Consider the following 21,138-nt stretch of genomic DNA (forward strand, 5'->3'; position numbering starts at 1 on the left):
TGCCCTTCTTTACCTGCCCGCCCGGCCAGGTTCGTTTGATTATTCACAGGAGTTGACCGCATGTCATCCAACGCCGCCCCGGCCCGTATCGCCATCGTCATGGGTTCCAAAAGTGACTGGGCTACCATGCAGTTCGCCGAGGAAATCCTTTACAGCCTGGATGTCCCGTTCCACGTTGAAGTGGTCTCTGCGCACCGTACGCCAGATAAGCTGTTCAGCTTTGCAGAGCGCGCAGCCGACAACGGTTTTCAGGTGATCATCGCCGGTGCCGGCGGTGCGGCGCACCTGCCAGGCATGCTGGCGGCGAAAACCCTGCTGCCGGTGCTGGGCGTACCGGTACAGAGTGCAGCGCTGAGCGGCGTGGACAGCCTCTACTCCATCGTGCAGATGCCGCGCGGTATTCCGGTCGGTACGCTGGCCATCGGTAAAGCCGGTGCCGCCAACGCCGCACTGCTGGCGGCGCAGATCCTGGCGATTCACGATCGCGAGCTGGCTGCACGCCTGGCCGCCTGGCGTCAGAGCCAGACCGATGAAGTGCTGAATAATCCGGATCCGCGGGAGGACGCATGAAGCCAGTTTGCGTACTCGGCAACGGTCAGCTGGGCCGCATGCTGCGCCAGGCCGGCGAGCCGCTGGGCATCGCCGTGTATCCGGTCGGGCTGGACGCGGAGCCGTCGGCACTGCCGATCGCGCAAAGCGTGATTACTGCGGAAATCGAGCGCTGGCCGGAAACCGCGCTGACGCGCGAGCTGGCTAACCATCCGGCGTTCGTCAACCGCGATATTTTTCCGCGCCTCGCCGATCGCCTGACGCAAAAGCAGCTGCTCGACCAACTCAACCTGGCAACCGCACCGTGGCAGTTGCTGGCTGATAAAAGCGAGTGGCCGGCGGTATTTAGCACGCTGGGCGAGCTGGCGATCGTCAAGCGCCGCACCGGCGGCTACGACGGCCGCGGCCAGTGGCGCCTGCGCGCCGACGAAACCGCAACGCTGCCGGATGAGTGCTATGGCGAGTGCATCGTTGAGCAGGGCATTAACTTCAGCGGTGAAGTCTCGCTGGTGGGCGCACGCGGCCACGACGGCCGCACGGTGTTTTATCCGCTGACGCACAACCTGCATCAGGACGGCATTCTGCGCACCAGCGTTGCCTTCCCGCAGGCTGATGCCGCGCAACAGCAGCAGGCAGAAGCGATGCTGAGCGCGATCATGCATGAGCTGAAGTACGTGGGCGTGATGGCGATGGAGTGTTTCGTCACACCGCAGGGCTTGCTGATCAATGAGCTGGCACCGCGCGTGCACAACAGCGGCCACTGGACGCAGAATGGCGCCTCTATCAGCCAGTTTGAACTGCACCTGCGTGCCGCGCTCGGTCTGCCGCTGCCGCAGCCGGTGGTGTTTGCGCCGTCGGTGATGGTCAACCTGATTGGCACCGACCTCAATACCGACTGGCTGCAGCAGCCGCTGGTGCATCTGCACTGGTACGACAAAGAAGTCCGCGCCGGACGTAAGGTCGGGCACCTGAATCTTACCGACAGCGATCCGGCACGCCTCACCGCCGCACTCAATGCGCTGGTACCGCTGCTGCCTGACGCCTATGCGAGCGGCATCGCGTGGGCCGTGGCGAAACTGTAGTTCTGCGGTATTCCCCTCACCCTGCCCTCTCCCACAGGGAGAGGGGATTATACGGTGCGATTTTTCCGTTTGACGCTCACCTTAACATCCTAAAGTTACAGGCTCAATCGGCTCCCTCTCCCGTGGGAGAGGGCTGGGGTGAGGGCATCAGGCAGCATCAAATCGCCTGAACAGCGCTTTCCCCTTCAGTAAGCGAACACCCAGCCAGCCGCCGCACAGCGACAGTAGCGCCGCGCCGCACAGCGGCAGCGCCAGCCACAGCGTCCAGTCCGGCTGCCACGGGAAATCAAAAATCTTGCGCTGAAGCCCCCACAGTGCCGCTTCCGCCCCCAGCGCCGCCGCGATACCCGCGACCACGCCAAGCAGCGCAAACTCACACCACAGCGTGCCGCGCAGCAGGCGCTGGCTGGCACCGAGCGTGCGATACACCACCAGCTCCTGCCGGCGCTGGCGCATGCCGACCTGGATCTGCGCCAGCAGCAGCAACACACCGCAAACCGTCACCAGGATCACCATGATCTCCAGCGCCTGGCTCACCTGCGCCAGCACCTGTCCAATCTGCTTCAGCATGCTGCCGACATCCAGCAGGCTCAGCGTCGGGAACGCGCGGTTGAGCTGCGCCAGCAGCGCGGGATCGTTCGCCATGCGGAAGCTGGTCAGCCAGGTTTGTGGCTGCTGATCGAGCGCGCCCGGCGGGAAGATAAAGAAGAAGTTTGGCCGCAGGCTCTCCCAGTCGACCTTGCGCAGACTGGTGATGGTCGCGCTGAACTGCTGCGTATCGCCGCTAAATGTCAGCCTGTCGCCGAGCCTGACGCCCAGACGGTCGGCCAGCTCGACCTCCATCGAGACTTCACCGGCTTTCGGCGGCCAGCTGCCGGCCACCAGCGGATTGTGATCCGGACGCTCCGCCTGCCACGTCAGATTAAGCTCGCGATTCAGCGCGTTATCCAGGTTGGGATCGGCCGGCTTGCCGTTCAGCTCAGTGAGCCTTGCCCGCACGATCGGATAGAAGGTACCGGCGTTAACCTGATGCTGCCGCAGAAACTCGTCTACCTGCGGCACCTGCTGCTGGGTCAGATTGAGCAGAAAATAGTTGGGCGCATCCGCCGGTAATTGCTGCTGCCAGCGATCGAGCAGATCGCCGCGCATCACCAGCAATAATGCCAGCAGCATAAAGGAGAGCGAAAATGCCGCCAGCTGGCTGAGCGTCATGGCTGGCTGACGCAGCAGACGGTTGATCGCCAGGCGCAGCGCCAGATTACGCACCACCAGTCTGCGCAGCAGCAGGAGCGTGCCCCAGCCGAGCAGCGCCAGCAGCAGTGCCAGCATCACCACGCCAGCCAGCAGCGCCCACAGCATTTTGCTGCCGCCCATCAGCAGCGCAAGGAGCGCTACCACCACCAGCGCCATCACCGGCAGATAAATACGCAGCGGCCACAGTGTGGCAACCGCATCACGACGCAGCACGCGCAGCGGCTGTGTGGCCATCAGCAGACGGTACGGACGCAACCCGACCAGCAGCGAGATCACCACCAGCGCACCAATCGCCCACAGCCACGGCCAGACGCTGGCAGCCGGTAAAGCGGCGGGCAGCACCGGTTTGAGCATCAGCAGCAGCGCGACTTCAATGCCCTGCCCCAGCGCACTGCCAGCGATGGCCGCCAGCAGCAGCACGGCCAGCCACTGACCGATAATCAGCCGCTGCAGCGATTTACGCGTGGCGCCCAGCGTTTTCAGCACCGCCACCAGATCGTAACGGCTGCGGCAGTAATGACTCATGGCGACCGCCACTGCGGCAATCGCCAGCAGCAGGGTTAACAGCGCCGAGAGCAGCAGGAACTGCTGCGCACGCTGCATTGAGCGGCCCAGCGCATCCTCGGAATTCTCCACACTGATCCAGCGCTCGCCGGCCTGCAACTGCGGCTGAATCCAGCGATCATAGCGCGCCAGCGGCACCGCCTCGCCGGAGAACTTATAGCGCCAGCTCAGACGGCTACCAGGCTGGATCGCGCCGGTTTTCTCCACGTCAGCAAGGTTCATCAGCAAACGCGGCGCCGTCTGAAACGGATTAAATCCGCCGTCCGGCTCCTGAATCACTTCGCCGGCAATGCGCAGCGTGGTATCGCCCACGTCAATGCGGTCACCGACCTTAAGGTTAAGCAGCGCCAGCAGACGCGGTGCGGCCAGCACCGTTCCGGCCACCGGACGCAGGCCGGGCGGATCCGTCTGCAGGGTGCCGAACATCGGGTACGCATCATCGACCGCTTTGACATCGGCCAGCTGCGGCGTCTCCTGCGCAAAGGTCATGGTCATAAAGCTGAGCTGCCGGCTGACCGCCAGCCCCTCTTCGCGCGCTTTGTCCAGCCACGCATCCGGTGCCGGTTTACTGCTGCGCAGCGTGCGGTCGCCGGCCATAAAGTCACGGCTCTGCTGGCTCAGCCCTTTCTCCATGCGATCGCTGATGGAGCCCAGCGCCAGCACGCAGGCCACCGCCAGCGTCAGCGCCAGCCAGACAATCAGCAGCGAGGGTGAACGCCACTCGCGCCAGAACCAGCGCCAGATCATGCTTCCTCCCACAGCTTGCCGTCGCGCAGCCGCAGGCGACGATCGCAGCGTGCCGCCAGCTGCTCATCGTGCGTCACCAGAATCAGCGTGGTGGCGAAATCGCGGTTGAGCGAAAACAGCAGATCGGCGATGCGATCGCCGGTTTTGCGATCGAGGTTACCGGTCGGCTCATCGGCAAACAGCAGGCCGGGACGGCCGCTGAAGGCGCGTGCCAGCGCCACGCGCTGCTGTTCGCCGCCGGAGAGCTGGGCCGGCAGATGGTGCAGACGATCTTTTAGTCCGAGCTGCGTCAGTAATTCAGTGGCCTGCGCGCGACTGTCGCGATCGCTGTCTCCGCGCAGCAGTGCAGGAAGCTGCACGTTCTCCAGCGCGTTGAGCGTGGGCACCAGCATAAAGGACTGAAACACAAAGCCGACCTCACGCGCGCGCAGCGCGGCGCGCTGCTCTTCGTTCATCTGATGAAGCGGCTGGCCCAGCAGATGCACTTCGCCGCTGCTGCCATCATCCAGTCCGGCGAGAATCCCCAGCAGGGTGGATTTCCCGGATCCCGACTCGCCGATCAGCGCCAGCGTCTCGGCTGGTTTGACAACCAGCTCAACTCCGGTAAGGATGGTCAGCTGATGCTCTCCCTGACCGACGGACTTAGTAAGATGATGAACTGCAACAATGTTTTCCGCTGGCATTATTCCTTCCTGTTGTTATTGCTGCTGCTGGTGTCGCGCATCGCCGCCGCCGATACCCTGCTGATTCTCGGCGATAGCCTGAGTGCCGGCTATCGTATGTCCGCCACCGCCGCCTGGCCGAGCCTGCTCGACAAAACCTGGCAACAGCAGCCCAAAGTGGTTAACGCCAGCATCAGCGGTGATACCGCCGGTCAGGGGCTGGCGCGGTTGCCGGGCCTATTAAAACAGCATCAGCCGCAGTGGGTGTTAATCGAATTGGGCGGTAACGATGGGCTGCGCGGCTTCCCGCCGCAAAACATCGCGCAGGATCTGAGTAAAATTATCGATCAGGTCAAAGCCGCTAACGCTCAGCCGCTGCTGATGCAAATTCGTCTGCCGGCTAATTATGGCCGACGCTACACCGACGCGTTCAGCGCGCTCTATCCGCGCCTCGCGCAGCAGTATCATATTCCGCTGGTACCGTTCTTTATGGAGCAGGTTTATCTGAAGCCGGAGTGGATGCAGCAGGACGGTATTCACCCCAATCCGGATGCACAGCCGTTCATCGCCAACCTGATGGCTGAGCAACTGGCTCCGCTAGTTAAGCATGATTAACGCCGCGATGAGCCCAATGACAGGTAAAGATATGCAAAAGTCCGTATTAATTACCGGCTGCTCCAGCGGCATCGGTCTGGTGGCGGCCAACGATCTGCTGGCGCGCGGCTATCGCGTGCTGGCCGCCTGTCGCCGCGCCGACGATGTGGCGCGCATGGATGAGCTCGGCTTCACCGGCATCCTGCTGGATCTTGACGATCCGGCCAGCGTGGATGCCGCCGCGGATCGCGTGCTGGCCCTCACCGACCACTGCCTGCACGGGCTGTTCAATAACGGCGGCTTCGGCCAGTACGGTCCGCTGACCAGCTTGTCGCGTCAGCAGCTCGAGCAGCAATTCTCCACCAACTTTTTCGGCACCCACCAGCTGACGCTGCGCCTGTTGCCGGCGCTGCAAAATAGCGGCGACGGGCGGATTATCAACACCAGCTCGGTGCTCGGCCTGATTTCCACGCCGGGCCGCGGCGCTTATGCCGCCAGTAAATGGGCGCTGGAGGCGTGGAGCGATGCGCTGCGCATGGAAGTGCGCCACAGCGGCGTGCGCGTCAGCCTGATTGAGCCGGGCCCGATTACCACCCGGTTTACCGAAAACGTGCAGCAGGGCGAACGCGACAAGCCCGTGCGCAACCCCGGTATCGCCGCGCGCTTTAGCCTGCCGCCGGAGGCGATTCTGCCGAAACTGCGGCATGCGCTGGAGAGTAAACATCCGCGCCTGCGCTATCCGGTGACGCTGGTCGCCTGGGCGATGAGTCTGCTCAAACGACTGCTGCCGGGCTGGATGCTGGATCGCATTTTACGCAGTAACTAAACTGCAAGCCGGAATTGAACTTGAAGCCGGGGCGTTTGCCCCCATATCCTCAACACACTTTCTGCCAAGAGACGTATTCATGTCACACGCTTTGATTATCGACATCAACGAATCCAACCTGCAGCAGACGCTGGAGCAATCGATGCAGCTGCCGGTACTGTTCTACTTCTGGTCGGAGCGCAGCCAGCACTGCCAGCAGCTGACGCCGGTGCTGGAGCGTCTGGCACAGGAGTACGCCGGCCAGTTTATTCTGGCGAAGCTGGATTGCGATAAAGAGCAGCTGGTGGCATCGCAGTTTGGTCTGCGCTCTCTGCCGACCGTCTACCTGTTCCAGAACGGCCAGCCGGTCGATGGCTTCCAGGGCCCGCAGCCGGAAGAGGCAATTCGCGCGCTGCTGGAGAAAGTCCTGCCGCGTGAAGAGGAGTTAAAGGCGCAGCAGGCGATGCAGCTGATGCAGGAAGGCAAGCCGCTGGATGCGCTACCGCTGCTGAAAGACGCCTGGCAGCTGAGCAATCAGAACAGTGAAATCGGTTTTCTGCTGGCAGAAGTCCTGATCACCCTGAACCGCAGCGAAGAAGCCGAAGCGGTGCTGGCTGTGGTGCCGTTGCAGGATCAGGATACGCGCTATCAGAGCCTGATTTCGCAAATCGACCTGCTGAAACAGGCCGCCGACACGCCGGAGATCCAGCAGCTGCAGGAGCAGATGGCAAGCGAACCGGACAACGCCGGTCTGGCTGCTAAACTTGCGTTACAGCTGCATCAGGTGGGCCGCAATGAAGAAGCGCTCGAGCTGTTGTTAGGTTTTCTGAAGCGCGATCTCAGCGCCGGTGACGGCGAAGTGCGCAAAATGTTCCAGGAGATTCTGGCGGCCCTCGGCACCGGCGATGCCCTCGCCTCGCGCTATCGTCGCCAGCTCTACTCGCTGCTGTACTGACCGGTACCGCGCGGTAAACGGGCCGAAGCGACTCGGCCCGACAATCTGACAGCGAGGAGGTTATATGTTAACAGTGATTCCCGTCATCATCGTGCTCGCGCTGGTTACCGTGTGGGCTGGTGTCAAAATTGTGCCACAGGGCTACCAGTGGACGGTGGAGCGCTTTGGCCGCTACACCAAAACGTTGCCGCCCGGTCTGAATCTAGTCGTGCCGTTCATGGATCGTATTGGTCGCCGGATCAATATGATGGAGCAGGTCCTCGATATTCCGTCGCAGGAGATCATCTCCAAAGATAACGCCAACGTCACCATTGATGCAGTGTGCTTTATTCAGGTGGTGGATTCGGCGCGCGCCGCTTATGAAGTCAGCAATCTTGAGCTGGCCATCATCAACCTCACCATGACCAATATCCGCACCGTGCTCGGCGGCATGGAGCTGGATGAGATGCTGTCGCAGCGCGATAATATTAATACCCGCCTGCTGCACATTGTTGATGAAGCGACCAATCCGTGGGGGGTAAAAATCACCCGAATTGAAATCCGCGACGTACGCCCGCCGCAGGAACTGATAGCGGCCATGAACGCGCAGATGAAAGCTGAGCGTACCAAACGCGCCGATATCCTCGCCGCCGAAGGCGTACGCCAGGCGGCCATCCTGCGCGCCGAGGGCGATAAGCAGTCGCAAATCCTTAAAGCGGAAGGCGAACGTACCTCCGCCTTTTTGCAGGCGGAAGCGCGCGAGCGTCAGGCCGAAGCCGAGGCCAACGCCACGCGGATGGTGTCAGAAGCCATCTCTGCCGGGGATATCCAGGCGATTAACTACTTTGTGGCGCAGAAATACACCGATGCCCTGCAAAAAATTGGCGAAGCGAATAACAGCAAAGTGGTGATGATGCCGCTCGACGCCAGCAGCCTGCTCGGCTCGGTGGCCGGTATCAGCGAGCTACTGAAAGAGAGTCGTCAGGAGCGCAAACCGTGATGCTGATGGAGCTGATTGCGCATCCGCACTGGTTCTGGCTCACGCTGGGCGGTTTACTGCTGGCAGCGGAGATGCTCGGCACCAGCGGTTACCTGCTGTGGAGCGGCGTGGCGGCGGTGCTGGTCGGGATCATTGAGTGGCTGTTTCCGTTCTCGTGGACCAGCCAGGGCATGTTGTTCGCCGCCCTGACGCTGCTGTGCGTGTTTTTCTGGTATCGCTGGATGCGCTTTCGCGAAAGTGCGCAGCAGCCCAATACACTCAATCAGCGCGGCAGCCAGCTGATTGGCCAGCACCTGACGTTAGACAGTGCGCTAAAAGACGGCGTCGGTCATGTGCGCATTGGTGACAGCAGCTGGCGCGTGCAGGCGCAGGAAGATTTGCCAGCGGGCACGCCGGTGATCGTGACCGGCGTGTCAGGCATCACGCTGCTGATTCAGCCGCGTTTGCCGCCCTCCTGATGACCGCAGCCCGCCAGGTGATTGATGATGGGACATTCGGCACCGTCATCGCCCGGGCAGGCTGCAGCCAGTTCCACCAGACGCGCGCGCATCGCGTGCAGCTCTTCAATATGCGCCGCGATCTCATCCGCCTTCTGCAGAGTGCGCGCTTTAACATCAGCACTGTGGCGCGCCGGGTTATTAAACAGCGCGACCAGTTCGCGACACTCCTCGAGTGTGAAGCCCACCTGCCGCGCCTGGCGCAGAAAATTGAGCTCATCCAGGTGGTGCGCGCCATAACTGCGATAGCCGTTGTCACTGCGTAACGGCGGCGTAACCACCCCTTTCTGTTCGTAAAAACGAATCGCTTTGCTGGTCAGCCCGGTTTTTTTTGCTACATCGCTGATGTTCATCTCTGCCCCTTGACCTTCCCCTGAATGGAAGGTTTAGGCTTTATAACTAATGCAAACCTTGCAGCGAGTCAAACCTGATAAACGAGGAGTTGATGATGTCACACACACAATTACTGGCTCTGGACGGCTTGTCCTGTGGCCACTGTGTTAAACGCGTTAAAGAGGCGCTGGAGCAGCGCAGCGATGTGGAACAGGCCGAGGTAACGCAGCAGGAAGCGCGCGTCACCGGCGCAGCCAGCGCCAGCGATCTGATTGCCACCGTTGAGCAGGCTGGTTATCACGCCACGCTGAAAAATGAGGCGTCCAGCCCAAAGCCTGATCCGTTGCCAGCTCAGGAGCCGCAGCCGGAGGCGCTGACAACGGAGTCGCAGCCGGCAGAAGAGAATCTTGCGGTGCACCATCTGCTGATAGACGGGATGAGCTGCGCCAGCTGTGTCAGCCGCGTCGAGCAGGCGTTACAGAAAGTGCCCGGCGTGAGCCAGGCGCGCGTCAATCTGGGTGAGCGCAGCGCGCTGGTGCTGGGCGATGCCGTACCCTCAGCGCTGGTCAGCGCCGTAGACGAGGCGGGTTATTCTGCGGAAGTGATCGAAGATGAACAAACCCGGCGCGAGCGCCAGCAGGTCAGCGCACAGCAGGCGATGCGCCGCTTTAGCTGGCAGGCGGCGCTGGCGCTGATCGTCGGCGTGCCGATGATGGTCTGGGGCATGCTCGGTGATCACATGATGCTAAACGACAGCAATCAGACGCTCTGGCGCGTGCTCGGTGCCGTCACGCTGGCGGTGATGGCGCTTGCCGGCGGCCACTTCTATCGCAGCGCGTGGCGCAGCCTGCGTCATGCTACCGCCACCATGGACACGCTGGTGGCGCTCGGTACTGGTGCGGCCTGGATCTACTCGATGAGCGTCGCACTGTGGCCGGCATTTTTCCCGCCGCAGGCGCGCCATCTTTATTTTGAAGCCAGCGTGATGATCATCGGCCTGATTAACCTCGGCCATGCGCTGGAACAGCGCGCGCGCCAGCGCGCCTCACAGGCGCTGGAGCGGCTACTGGATTTAACCCCGGCGCAGGCCTGCGTGATCACCGCTGAAGGGGAAAAGCCGCTGCCGCTGAGCGAAATCGCACCGGGCATGACGCTGAAGCTGGTGACCGGCGATCGCGTACCGGTGGACGGCGAAGTCAGCCGCGGCGAAGCCTGGCTTGATGAAGCGATGCTCACCGGCGAAGCGCTGCCGCAGTCGCGCCGTCCTGGCGATAAGATTTATGCCGGGACGCTGGTGCAGGACGGATCGCTACAGTTCACCGCCCGCGCCACCGGCAGCCATACCACGCTGGCCCGTATTATCAATCTGGTGCGTCAGGCGCAGAGCAGCAAGCCGGAAATGGGCCGGCTGGCCGATCGCATCTCGGCGGTGTTTGTGCCGGTGGTGGTGGCGATTGCCCTGCTCAGCGGAGCGGTCTGGTATGTTGTCGGGCCGCAGCCGCAGCTGGCCTATACGCTGGTGATTGTCACTACGGTGCTGATTATCGCCTGCCCATGTGCGCTGGGCTTAGCCACGCCGATGTCGGTGATCGCGGGCGTCGGCCGCGCCGCCGAGCTGGGCGTGCTGGTGCGCGATGCCGATGCGCTGCAGCGGGCCAGTGAAGTCGACACCATTGTGTTTGATAAAACCGGCACCCTGACCCAGGGCACGCCGCAGGTCAGCGAGGTGCTGCTGTACAGCGACTGGGATCGTCAGCAGGTAATGCAGGCCGCCGCCCAGCTGGAGCTGGGATCGGGGCATCCGCTGGCGAAGGCCATCGTCGCCGCCGCACCTACCGTCAGTGACGCCCGCGTTGCGCAATTTCGTACAATACGCGGCAAAGGCGTGAGTGCTACTGTCGCTGACAGAACGCTGCTGCTGGGCAATGCGGCGCTGCTGGAAGAGCAGCACATTGACCTGCGCGCCGCACAGCAGGATATCGCGCGACTCGCTGCGCAGGGCGCCACGCCGGTGCTGCTGGCGGATCAACAGCAACTGCTGGGCCTGATCGCCCTGCGTGACCAGCTGCGTCCGGAGAGCCGTGCGGCGCTACAGCGGCTGCATCAGCTGGGCTATCGTCTGATCATGCTGACCGGTGACCATCAGACCACTGCCGAAGCCATCGCTGCCGAAGCGGGTATCGATGAGGTGATCGCTGGCGTGCTGCCGGACGGTAAAGCGCAGGCGATTGCGCAGCTGCAACAGCAGGGGCGCAGCGTGGTGATGGTGGGCGACGGCATCAACGACGCCCCGGCGCTGGCGCAGGCGGATGTGGGGATCGCCATGGGCGGCGGCAGCGATGTGGCAGTTGAAACCGCGGCGATGGCGCTGATGCGCAACGATCTGCACTGCGTGGCCGACGCGCTGGCGATGGCCAACGCCACGCTGCGCAATATGCGGCAGAATCTGCTGGGTGCCTTTGTCTATAACAGCCTGGGCATTCCGATTGCTGCCGGCGTACTCTATCCGTTTACCGGTGTGCTGCTCAGCCCCATCGTCGCCGGTGCCGCCATGGCGCTGTCGTCGATCACCGTGGTGAGCAATGCTAACCGTTTGCTGCGCTTTAAACCGGCGCAGCGGCAATAGCAACCTCTGCCCTGTCTTTCGCTGAGCGAAATCGCTAGCATGGATTTTTGACTTAAAAAGGACAAGGCATGAGACGCAGTGTGTGGCACCGCCTGCAACAGCTGGCCAGCAGCCTGTTCCCCGCCAGCTACAGCTGGCCCGCCATGGATATCAGACTCGGAGACCGCCGTCTGCATCTGGCTGGCAGTATTCATATGGGCACGCGCGATATGCAACCGCTGCCGGCCGGCTTGCTGCGCCAGCTGCAGAAAGCCGATGCGCTGGTGGTGGAAGCGGATATTACCCGCGGCAGTTCACCATTCAGTGAGGGTGAAGCATATCCGCCGCTGGCAACGCGGCTGACGCCAGAGACGCTGCAACAGCTGACGGCGCTGTGCGATGAGCTGTCACTGAACATCGCGCTGTTTGATAGCCTGCCGTTCTGGCAAATTGCGCTGATGCTGCAGGCGCAGCAGGCGCAGCGGCTGGGGCTACGACCGCAGTACGGTATTGACTATCAGCTGCTGCAGGCAGCGCAGGCGGCAGGCAAACGCATTATTGAGCTGGAAGGGCCGGAAACGCAGATCGCGTTGCTGAAATCACTACCGCAGGATGGCCTGGCGCTGCTGCTGGATACGCTGGAACACTGGCACACCAACGCGCGACTGCTGCAAACCATGATCAGCTGGTGGCTGGATGCGCCGCCCGCCAGCCAGCCGGTGGCGCTGCCGACTACGTTCAGCAGTGAACTGAACGATACCCTGATGCGCAACCGTAATCAGCACTGGCGCGAGCTGCTGCTGGCGCTGCCGCGCGGGCGCTATGTGGTGGCGGTCGGTGCATTGCATCTCTACGGCGAAGACAATTTGCCGCAGCTGCTGAAGGCATAAAAAAAGAAGGCCAATATTGCTATCGGCCCGTCAAAGAGGAATTTGTTTATGATTTTGGTTATCGCCAGGGTGACTGGCGCCGGCCAATTTTCGCGCAAAGTTCAGATTTTCGCCAGTACTTTCACGCAAACCGAGATAAGAATTTTCGTAGCAAGGATTGAATATGACACCCGCCGTAAAACTGCTGGAAAAACAACAAGTCGCTTTTACCCTGCATCCCTACGAGCATGACAGCCATGAAACCCACTTCGGTGACGAGGCGGTGCGCAAGCTCAACCTGGATGCCCGCCAGGTGTTTAAAACCCTGCTGGTGGCGCTTAACGGCGATGGCAAAGCGCTGGCAGTGGCGGTGACGCCGGTCTCTTCACAGCTGGATTTGAAAAAAGTTGCCAAAGCGCTGGGGGCAAAAAAAGCTGACATGGCCGATCCGCAACTCGCGCAGCGCGTCACCGGCTATCTGGTGGGTGGCATCAGTCCGCTGGGGCAGAAAAAGCGGCTGCCGACGGTGATCGATCAGCAGGCCAGCGAATTCCCGACCATCTTTATTTCCGGCGGCAAGCGCGGGCTGGATATCGAACTGGCCGCGCAGGATCTGGCACGTCTGCTGGATGCCACGCTGGCTGACGTGGCGCGCCGCGATTAATCAGGCTGCTGCGCGCACAGTTGGTCGATCATCCAGCGCCCGGCCGGGCCCGGCGGATTGCGCCGCGACCAGATGACATCCACCGCAATATGCTGCGGCCAGCCCGGCACCGGCAGCTCGCGCAAGACCTGATGACCAAACTGCTGCACCAGCCAGCGCGGCAGTACGCTCCAGCCAAACCCCTGCTCCGCCATCTCCAGCAATAAAAGATAGGTTGGGGCCGACCAGGTGCGGCCCGCCGGCAGCGGCTGGCGGGTTTCCACCCAGGTATTGAGCCGCAGCTGACGCAATTCGCCCAGCTGCGCCTCGCTCACCTGCGAACGGGCTGCCAGCGGGTGATCCTGATGCAGGAAAATCGCCATTTGCGCTTCAACCTGCAGTCGCGCCACCGCCAGATCCGGCGGCAAACGCGGCTGGGCGCGCACCACGCCAAGATGTACGCGCCCGGCCTGCAGTAAATCCAGCACATCCTCATCTTCCGCAATCATGCATTCAAACTCGATATCCGGATAGCGTGCCTCAAAGCGCGTCAGCAGATTTTCATGGTGATCGGCCTGCCAGAAGTCGGAAATGGCCAGGCTGAGGCGCGGCTCAACGCCCTGCGACAGCCGCACCGCCAGTTCATCCAGCCGCTGGCTGGCAGCAAGAATTTGCTGCACCTGCGCCAGCGCGCGCTGGCCCTGAGCGGTCAGCACCGGCTGGCGACCGCTGCGATCAAACAGCGCAAAGCCTAAGTCATCTTCGAGATTGGCCACCGCGCTACTGATGGTGGACTGACTTTTTGCCAGCGCACGCGCCGCTGCAGAAAACGAGCCGCTGGCGACGGTCTGGACAAATGCCTCAAGGGATTCTGGTGAGTACTTCATGCTGAACCATCGCTTTTATCGATAGGTAATCATTTTATCTTAGCATTGTGCAGTGAGAAAATGCGTGGCGTTACTCAAAAGGAGGTTTATATGCGTACCCGTTCACTGAAAGAACGTTTTTGTCATGCCGCAGGCTTTGAAGGGTTAGCGATCGTCACGGTTGCGCCGCTGGCCGCCTGGGTCATGGATAAACCGCTGTTTCAGATGGGCGCGCTGGCGATTATGCTGTCGACCGTCGCCATGCTGTGGAACATCATTTATAACAGCGGTTTTGACCGTCTCTGTCCGCCGCAGCGCCAGCGCGGTCTCGGCCTGCGCGCGCTGCATGCGCTCGGCTTTGAGGGCGGCTTTATCCTTATTGGCCTGCCGATTGCCGCGTGGATGTTGCACATTTCGCTGCTGGAGGCTTTCCTGCTGGAAGTGGCGTTCTTTCTGTTCTTTCTGCCCTACACCATGGCTTACAACTGGGCATGGGATAAGCTGCGCCAGCGCTGGGTGAGCCAGAAATCCTGCCGCGCCTGAAAAACCACGGGCGGCTGAAGTGCCGCCCGTTTTGTCACTCGTGCGCCGCGCGCGGCCAGATCCACGCCAGGATCATCTGCGGATAGCTGCGCTTCTTTTGCTTCTCCAGCGCTTTGTCGCGCTCCTCAACCTGCTGCGGTGTCAGATGCACAATCTGCGGTGGTGCATAATCGGCGACGCGCAGCGGTGAGTGCTGACTGACATAGCTGCGCAGCACCTCCGCATCACGCAGGCCGCTGTTGCGGAAACCGGCATGGCCATCAATCACCGGGTAGCCGTCGCCGCCGCTGGCGTTAAAGCTGTTAGTGGCCATGCGATAGGTTTTATCCAGCTGCAGCGACTCGCCATTGATTTTCACTGCGCTAACACTTTTGCCATCGGCCACCAGGCTGATGTTGCTGAACTGCGCGAAACCGCCGGAATCGGCTTTGATATTCGCCACCGTCGCCAGGTAGTTCAGCAGCTCTTTGCCCGTCAGCGTCACGGACACCACCTGATTGCCAAACGGCTGGATCTGCAACAGATCGCGCCAGCTGATCTCGCCTTGCGCCAGCGAGGTGCGAATACCGCCGCCGCTGATAACGGCAAAGTCGGCCTGAGTAGCCGCCATCTGCGCGCGCAGGATCAGCTGAGCCAGTGGCATTTGTTCAAAGCGCACCTTGCTGCGGTCGCCATCAAACACGCTGTCGCTGCGACCCACGTTGACCGCCAGCTGTTTGCCGGCGCGCAGCTGATACGGCGTCAGCAGCTTCATCATTGCGCCGTTCTGCGCTATCGCTTCCTGATACGGCAGCCACGTTTCGCTGCCATCAAGGTTCTTTACCTTGTGCTTAAGGTTGACCGGAATCAGCTGATAGTTATCCAGCGTCAGCTCACCGTTGCGGAAGGTGAAATCGCCGCGACCGACAAATTTCCCCCACTCTTTTGCCTGCACGATCCACACGCCGTTCTGGCGATCCGGCTGGCACGGCTGTCCGGGCTGATAATCCGCCACGCTGACGTTCTCTTTTGCCATGCACACTGCATCGTGCGAATGGCCGCCGACGATCACGTTAACCGTGCCCGGCGGCAGGCTGCGCGCCAGCTCCACATCGCCCGGTGCGTTGCTGCCATGCTGCCCGTCGTCGTAGTGGCCCATGTGCGTCAGCGCGATAATTACATCCGGCTTGTCGCTGGCGCGCAGTTCCGCCACCGCTTTTTCCGTCTCTTTCACCGGATCGCGAATCTCTATCTGCGCCACGTTCTGCGGATTGGCGATGCGCAGCGTATCAGTGGTGGTCAGGCCGATCACCGCAATTTTCAGTCCCATACGATTGAATATCGCCCACGGCTTAAACAGGCGCTTATCGCTGCCTTTGGCATAAATGTTGGCGGCAAGAAACGGAAACTTCGCCCATTTCTGCTGCTTTTGCAGCACGCTGAGCGGTTTGTCGAATTCGTGGTTACCGAGCGCCATCGCGTCATAGCCGATAAGGTTCATGCCGCGAATGTCCGGCTCGGCGTTCAGCACATCCGATTCCGGCACGCCGGTGTTGACGTCGCCCGCCGACAGAATTAGCGCGCCGCCGCCCTTCGCCTGCACATCGTACCGCTGCTGATCCATCAGCGTTTTCTGCGCGGCCAGACCATATTCACCCTGCGCGTTGGCCCAGAAGTGGCCGTGATGATCGTTGGTGTGCAAAATGCTGAAACGGTAGCTGCGGTCCGGCTGCCACGCCTGCGCCAGCAGCGGCAACAGCAGCATAAACAGCGCCAGCCAGCGCCCTCTGTGCGGTGATAACAACAAAGCCGATCTCCTTATTCTGCGTTTTTTACCGGGCGGTGCGCCGGATGTGCTTTTTCGCCCTTCTGTGTCGCACAGTTCGCCCTTTAACTCAAGGCCAAAGGCGAATACAGTCATGCATGACGTAACAATCTGATAACGAAATTCCCACCCCTTCAGGATCTTTATGGCAAGTGAACAGACGTTAACCCCGACGCGGCGCACCGGGCGTACCGCTTTTGGCATTCTTGGTGCCATCAGTCTCGCGCATCTGCTGAACGATATGCTGCAATCGCTGTTACTGGCGATCTATCCGCTGCTGCAGAAAGATTTCAGCCTCAGCTTTGTGCAAATTGGTTTGATTACGCTGACGTATCAGGTTACGGCCTCATTATTACAGCCGCTGATTGGCTATTACACCGATAAATATCCGAAACCCTGGTCACTGCCGGTCGGGATGGGGTTTACCCTGTTCGGTCTGGTGCTGCTGACCTTCGCCAGCACTTATCCGCAGGTGCTGCTGGCCGCAGCGCTGGTTGGCTGCGGCTCATCGGTGTTCCATCCGGAATCGTCGCGTGTGGCGCGCATGGCCTCCGGCGGCCGCCACGGGCTGGCACAGTCGCTGTTTCAGGTCGGTGGTAACTTTGGCAGCGCGCTCGGGCCGCTGCTGGCCGCCATCATCGTCGCGCCCTATGGCAAAGGCCATCTCAGCTGGTTCATGCTGGCCGCGCTGCTCGGCATCATTGTGCTGCTGCAGGTGAGCCGCTGGTACAGCCACCAGCAGCGCGCCACGCAGGCCAGCGCTGCCAGCAGGCCGCGCAATCCCCTGCCGCGCAATAAAGTAGCGCTGGCCATCGGCATTCTGCTGCTGCTGATTTTCTCCAAGTACTTTTACCTCACCAGCCTGAGCAGTTATTACACCTTCTATCTGATGCACAAATTCGGGCTGTCCGTGCAGGATTCACAGTTCCATCTGTTTGCCTTTCTCGGCGCGGTCGCCGCCGGCACCATTATCGGTGGACCGATAGGCGATAAAATCGGGCGGAAGTATGTCATCTGGGGATCGATTCTCGGCGTGGCGCCGTTTACCCTGCTGTTACCGCACGCCAGCCTGATGTGGACCAGCGTGCTGAGCGTAATTATTGGCCTGATCCTGGCCTCGGCGTTTTCCGCCATTCTGGTCTATGCCCAGGAGCTGCTGCCCGGGCGTATCGGCATGGTTTCCGGGCTGTTTTTCGGTTTTGCTTTTGGCATGGGTGGCCTCGGCGCGGCGGTCCTGGGCGTGGTCGCCGATCACACCAGTATCGAATGGGTGTATCAAATCTGCGCCTGGCTGCCACTTATTGGCCTGTTGACCGCTTTCTTACCTGATCAGCAGCAGCGCTGAGCCCTTTCGGGGGGCAACTATTTTTCTCTGCCCCCCTCCATTCTGCATAAATCCTGCCGATATGCTGAGATAACTGAGGAAAATAGCGCTTCGGCTGCGTTTTTGTCTCATTTTTTCAATTTTTTCGTCTTTCACCGCTCAAATGTTTAAACGCGGCGAACGATTGTGCATTACACTAGGTTGTTACAAGCGGATACATTTGCACACAAGGAGACAGGCATGCATCACACTACCCCGTTGATCACCACCATTGTCGGAGGTCTGGTCCTCGCATTTCTCCTTGGTATGCTGGCGAATCGCCTGCGCATCTCGCCGCTGGTCGGCTATCTGCTGGCCGGCGTGCTGGCGGGTCCTTTTACCCCGGGCTTCGTCGCGGATACCAATCTGGCCCCCGAACTGGCTGAACTCGGCGTCATTCTGCTGATGTTCGGCGTCGGTCTGCACTTCTCGCTTAAGGATTTGATGTCGGTAAAGTCGATCGCCATTCCCGGTGCCATCGCGCAGATCGCGGTCGCCACGCTGCTGGGAATGGGTCTGTCATGGGCGATGGGCTGGTCATGGATGACCGGCCTGGTGTTTGGCCTGTGTCTCTCTACCGCCAGTACCGTGGTGCTGCTGCGCGCGCTGGAAGAGCGTCAACTGATTGATAGCCAGCGCGGGCAAATCGCCATCGGCTGGCTGATCGTCGAAGACCTGGTAATGGTGCTGACGCTGGTGCTGCTGCCGGCCATTGCCGGCATGCTGGAGCAGGGAAATGCCAGCCCGACGCTGCTGGCGTGGGACCTGTTACTGACCATCGGCAAAGTCGCTGCCTTTATGGTGCTGATGATGGTGGTTGGCCGCCGCGTGGTGCCGTGGATTCTGGCCAAAAGCGCCGCCACCGGTTCACGCGAGCTGTTTACGCTGTCGGTACTGGCGCTGGCGCTGGGTATCGCGTTTGGCGCGGTGGAATTCTTTGATGTTTCCTTTGCCCTCGGCGCCTTTTTTGCCGGCATGGTGCTGAATGAATCAGAGCTCAGCCACCGGGCGGCACACGACACACTGCCGCTGCGCGATGCGTTTGCCGTGCTGTTTTTTGTCTCGGTCGGCATGCTGTTCGACCCGATGATCCTGCTGGAGCAGCCGCTGGCGGTGCTCGGTGCGCTGGCCATTATCGTGCTGGGCAAATCGATTGCCGCCTGGCTGCTGGTCACGCTGCTCGGCCACTCGCGGCGCACCGCGCTGACCATCTCCGTCAGCCTGGCGCAGATTGGCGAATTCGCTTTTATCCTCGCCGGACTGGGGATTTCGCTCGGCATGCTGAGCGACGAAGGCCGCAACCTGGTGCTGGCGGCGGCGATTCTCTCCATCATGCTTAACCCGATTCTTTTTACCGTGCTGGAGCGTTATCTCGACAAAACCGAGACCATGGAAGAGCAGACACTGGAAGAGGCAATTGAAGAAGAGAAGCAGATTCCAGTGGATATCTGCAATCATGCGGTGATTGTGGGTTATGGCCGCGTCGGCAGCCTGCTGGGACAGCAGCTGATGGAAGCTGATGTGCCGCTGGTGGTGGTGGAGAATTCGCGCCCGCGCGTCGAAGCGCTGCGCGAACAGGGCATCAAAGCCGTGCTGGGCAACGCGGCGCGAGTCGATACCATGGATTTAGCGCGTCTTGACTGCGCGCGCTGGCTGCTGCTGACCATCCCCAACGGCTATGAAGCCGGGGAAATTGTTACCGCCGCGCGCGAAAAGCGGGCAGATATTGAGATTATCGCCCGGGCGCATTACGACGACGAAGTGGCCTATATCATGGAGCGTGGCGCCAATCGCGTGGTAATGGGCGAGCGGGAGATTGCCAACAGTATGTTGCATGTATTGCAGGAAGAGATCGCGCAAAACCCGATTGTGCGCGAGTGCCCGATTTAAGACGTTATTAATTTGCCAGGTCGCCATGAATGGCGACCCTACCATAGGATGCGCCGCCATGGAGACCCATGTAGGGTGCGCATTCATGCGCACCGTTTCGCAAAGCGCAGATATCCATCACGCATTCATGCGCATCGTTTCGCACAGCGCAGATATCCATCACACATTCATGCGCACCGCTTTACACAGCGCAGTCATCCATGACGGATCGCTGGTCAACCCGCCGTTATTACCTGTCCCAGTAAGACTCTTCTAAACTGTCTTCCCGCTCCGGCAGTCCGCGCGTCAGACGCGGTGAGTGCTGGTTCAGCACCTGATAACTGACGCGGTTGGCATATTTGCACACCTGCGCCAGCGACGAGTAGGTCAGGTATTCGCGGGCGTGTTTGCTGGAGTTTGGCACTTTCTGACGGTGGAAATTGTTGGCGGTAATATCGTGCAGCAGCGCCGCCAGCGCGCCATCACCGGCACCGTTGGTGTTCATGATCTTCTCCGGACCACCCATGTAAGGCGCAATGTGCGAGAAGATACGCAGCGGCTGCTGACAATCCTGATGACGCATGGCGCGGCTGAACTCAAACTGGTTGAACTCGGCAATCGCCCCTGGCAACAGCGGATGATTGGTTTTGCGCTTAAACGCCTCTTCGGTGAACCCGGCCATATACAGCCCGGTCGGTCCGGCGGTGCACAGCACCAGATCGACCCAGTCCAGCGCCATGTTGGAGGCCAGCAGCGGATCCGCTTCGCCGGTCAGCGCGAACGCTTCCTCTTCATTCATCGCCACAATTGAGACATGTTCGCGCAGGAAATCGCGCCAGAACTGCGGGTTATCCTGAATCACATATTTGGTACCCAGCGTCAGCACCACCGGTACATTGTGCTTTTTGGCGAACTCAATGGCCCGCAACGTCGCTTCCGGCATCGGTTCGCCCGGCTGACAGCGCACCAGGTAGGATGTCAGCACCAGCGCCGACGCACCGGCAATCACCTCTTCCGGAATACTGGCGGCCTGCAGCTGGTTCATCAGGCCAGGGCTGATAGCAAAGGTGCGCTCGCCCTGCTCGCCGATCAGGGTAAAGCAGCGGCCAATGGCGCCATCGACGCCCTGCAGGAAGTTAAGGTCCATGCGGCTGGAGGTATTGCACAGGTAGCGATAGGCGTAACCGCCAATCTGGATGTTGTTACACATCACGCCGAGCAGCACCGAACGGTCATCAGCCAGCACCGAGTAGTTGTGCAGCGTATTACCGATGGTGCCGCCGGCAAACTGGTGGCTGATCAGCTGCTCGCGCATCAGCTCGTTATACAGCGCTTCGGCGGTCGCATCGTCGATGACCAGCGAATGACCGGCGCTCAGACCATAGCGCTGCAGGAAGTCGTCATCGACTTTGGCTTCGATATCCACCAGCGTCTGGTCGATACCCACCACCCAGCTGCCCTCCTCCTGCTCCTGCTGGGAAGCCTGCAGCAGCGGATCGCGCGCGTTGACGGGGAAATAGTGTTTGGATTTGCGTTTGCCGGGAAATTTCATGAA

The 21,138-nt window shown here is 60.9% G+C and carries 19 protein-coding genes; 13 read left to right on the forward strand and 6 right to left on the reverse strand.

Annotation, left to right across the window (positions count from 1 at the left end):
• Positions 1-60: 60 nt before the first annotated feature.
• Positions 61-570, forward strand: a complete 510-nt coding sequence (purE, locus tag AC6I8F_RS14110) for a 5-(carboxyamino)imidazole ribonucleotide mutase (protein WP_498028134.1) — start codon at positions 61-63, stop codon at positions 568-570.
• The gene (gene purK, locus AC6I8F_RS14115) at positions 567-1,631 is read left to right on the forward strand and encodes a 5-(carboxyamino)imidazole ribonucleotide synthase (RefSeq protein WP_498028135.1); all 1,065 of its coding nucleotides are present in this window, start codon (positions 567-569) and stop codon (positions 1,629-1,631) included. The genes purE and purK overlap by 4 nt, the downstream gene beginning before the upstream one ends.
• A 147-nt stretch (positions 1,632-1,778) precedes the next feature.
• Here purK and ybbP read toward each other — a convergent pair whose 3' ends face one another.
• Together ybbP and ybbA are read right to left on the reverse strand one after the other, a co-directional pair.
• Positions 1,779-4,196 carry a putative ABC transporter permease subunit YbbP gene (gene ybbP / locus AC6I8F_RS14120; RefSeq protein WP_498028136.1) on the reverse strand — a complete coding sequence of 806 codons (2,418 nt, stop codon included), beginning with the start codon at positions 4,194-4,196 and terminating at the stop codon, positions 1,779-1,781.
• On the reverse strand, positions 4,193-4,879 hold the full coding sequence (gene ybbA / locus AC6I8F_RS14125) for a putative ABC transporter ATP-binding protein YbbA (RefSeq protein ID WP_021508636.1): 687 nt from the start codon (positions 4,877-4,879) through the stop codon (positions 4,193-4,195). Before ybbA ends, ybbP begins: the two co-directional genes overlap by 4 nt.
• Here ybbA and tesA point away from each other — a divergent pair.
• The 5 genes from tesA to AC6I8F_RS14150 all read left to right on the forward strand — a co-directional run bounded on the left by tesA (position 4,847) and on the right by AC6I8F_RS14150 (position 8,649).
• Entirely contained in the window at positions 4,847-5,473 is a 627-nt protein-coding gene (gene tesA / locus AC6I8F_RS14130; RefSeq protein WP_021508637.1) for a multifunctional acyl-CoA thioesterase I/protease I/lysophospholipase L1, read from the forward strand. The genes ybbA and tesA overlap by 33 nt on opposite strands.
• Positions 5,474-5,504: 31 nt before the next feature.
• On the forward strand, positions 5,505-6,278 hold the full coding sequence (locus AC6I8F_RS14135; protein ID WP_498028137.1) for an SDR family oxidoreductase: 774 nt from the start codon (positions 5,505-5,507) through the stop codon (positions 6,276-6,278).
• A 79-nt stretch (positions 6,279-6,357) separates the two neighbouring features.
• The gene (locus AC6I8F_RS14140; RefSeq protein WP_021508639.1) at positions 6,358-7,212 is read left to right on the forward strand and encodes a thioredoxin family protein; all 855 of its coding nucleotides are present in this window, start codon (positions 6,358-6,360) and stop codon (positions 7,210-7,212) included.
• A 64-nt stretch (positions 7,213-7,276) separates the two neighbouring features.
• Positions 7,277-8,191, forward strand: coding sequence for an SPFH domain-containing protein (locus tag AC6I8F_RS14145; protein WP_021508640.1), 915 nt, complete (start codon positions 7,277-7,279; stop codon positions 8,189-8,191).
• The gene (locus AC6I8F_RS14150; RefSeq protein WP_021508641.1) at positions 8,191-8,649 is read left to right on the forward strand and encodes an NfeD family protein; all 459 of its coding nucleotides are present in this window, start codon (positions 8,191-8,193) and stop codon (positions 8,647-8,649) included. Before AC6I8F_RS14145 ends, AC6I8F_RS14150 begins: the two co-directional genes overlap by 1 nt.
• Here AC6I8F_RS14150 and cueR read toward each other — a convergent pair.
• Entirely contained in the window at positions 8,625-9,041 is a 417-nt protein-coding gene (cueR, locus tag AC6I8F_RS14155; protein ID WP_211726331.1) for a Cu(I)-responsive transcriptional regulator, read from the reverse strand. The genes AC6I8F_RS14150 and cueR overlap by 25 nt on opposite strands.
• Before the next feature lie 95 nt (positions 9,042-9,136).
• Here cueR and copA point away from each other — a divergent pair, with 95 nt between their 5' ends.
• The 3 genes from copA to ybaK all read left to right on the forward strand — a co-directional run bounded on the left by copA (position 9,137) and on the right by ybaK (position 13,159).
• Complete coding sequence (copA, locus tag AC6I8F_RS14160) at positions 9,137-11,647, forward strand: copper-exporting P-type ATPase CopA (protein ID WP_498028806.1); 2,511 nt, start codon at positions 9,137-9,139, stop codon at positions 11,645-11,647.
• A 68-nt stretch (positions 11,648-11,715) separates the two neighbouring features.
• Positions 11,716-12,516, forward strand: a complete 801-nt coding sequence (locus AC6I8F_RS14165; RefSeq protein WP_021508644.1) for a TraB/GumN family protein — start codon at positions 11,716-11,718, stop codon at positions 12,514-12,516.
• A 163-nt stretch (positions 12,517-12,679) separates the two neighbouring features.
• Entirely contained in the window at positions 12,680-13,159 is a 480-nt protein-coding gene (ybaK, locus tag AC6I8F_RS14170) for a Cys-tRNA(Pro)/Cys-tRNA(Cys) deacylase YbaK (protein WP_021508645.1), read from the forward strand.
• Here ybaK and AC6I8F_RS14175 read toward each other — a convergent pair.
• A complete protein-coding gene (locus AC6I8F_RS14175) occupies positions 13,156-14,025 on the reverse strand; it encodes a LysR family transcriptional regulator (protein WP_021508646.1) in 870 nt (289 codons plus the stop codon). The genes ybaK and AC6I8F_RS14175 overlap by 4 nt on opposite strands.
• A gap of 90 nt (positions 14,026-14,115) precedes the next feature.
• On the opposite strand from AC6I8F_RS14175, the gene AC6I8F_RS14180 reads away from it, so the two are divergent.
• A complete protein-coding gene (locus AC6I8F_RS14180) occupies positions 14,116-14,547 on the forward strand; it encodes a multidrug/biocide efflux PACE transporter (protein WP_058781228.1) in 432 nt (143 codons plus the stop codon).
• Between the two features lie 34 nt (positions 14,548-14,581).
• On the opposite strand, the gene ushA is transcribed toward AC6I8F_RS14180, so the two are convergent.
• Complete coding sequence (ushA, locus tag AC6I8F_RS14185) at positions 14,582-16,333, reverse strand: bifunctional UDP-sugar hydrolase/5'-nucleotidase UshA (RefSeq protein ID WP_498028138.1); 1,752 nt, start codon at positions 16,331-16,333, stop codon at positions 14,582-14,584.
• Between the two features lie 163 nt (positions 16,334-16,496).
• Here ushA and AC6I8F_RS14190 point away from each other — a divergent pair, with 163 nt between their 5' ends.
• Together AC6I8F_RS14190 and ybaL are read left to right on the forward strand one after the other, a co-directional pair.
• On the forward strand, positions 16,497-17,696 hold the full coding sequence (locus tag AC6I8F_RS14190; RefSeq protein WP_059012042.1) for an MFS transporter: 1,200 nt from the start codon (positions 16,497-16,499) through the stop codon (positions 17,694-17,696).
• Between the two features lie 219 nt (positions 17,697-17,915).
• Positions 17,916-19,604, forward strand: coding sequence for a YbaL family putative K(+) efflux transporter (gene ybaL, locus AC6I8F_RS14195; RefSeq protein ID WP_021508650.1), 1,689 nt, complete (start codon positions 17,916-17,918; stop codon positions 19,602-19,604).
• A gap of 229 nt (positions 19,605-19,833) precedes the next feature.
• Here the strand turns inward: ybaL and AC6I8F_RS14200 are convergent, their stop codons facing one another.
• A complete protein-coding gene (locus AC6I8F_RS14200) occupies positions 19,834-21,135 on the reverse strand; it encodes an inosine/guanosine kinase (protein WP_021507224.1) in 1,302 nt (433 codons plus the stop codon).
• Positions 21,136-21,138 lie beyond the last annotated feature (3 nt).

This window comes from gamma proteobacterium symbiont of Axiagastus rosmarus, from assembly GCF_059730925.1.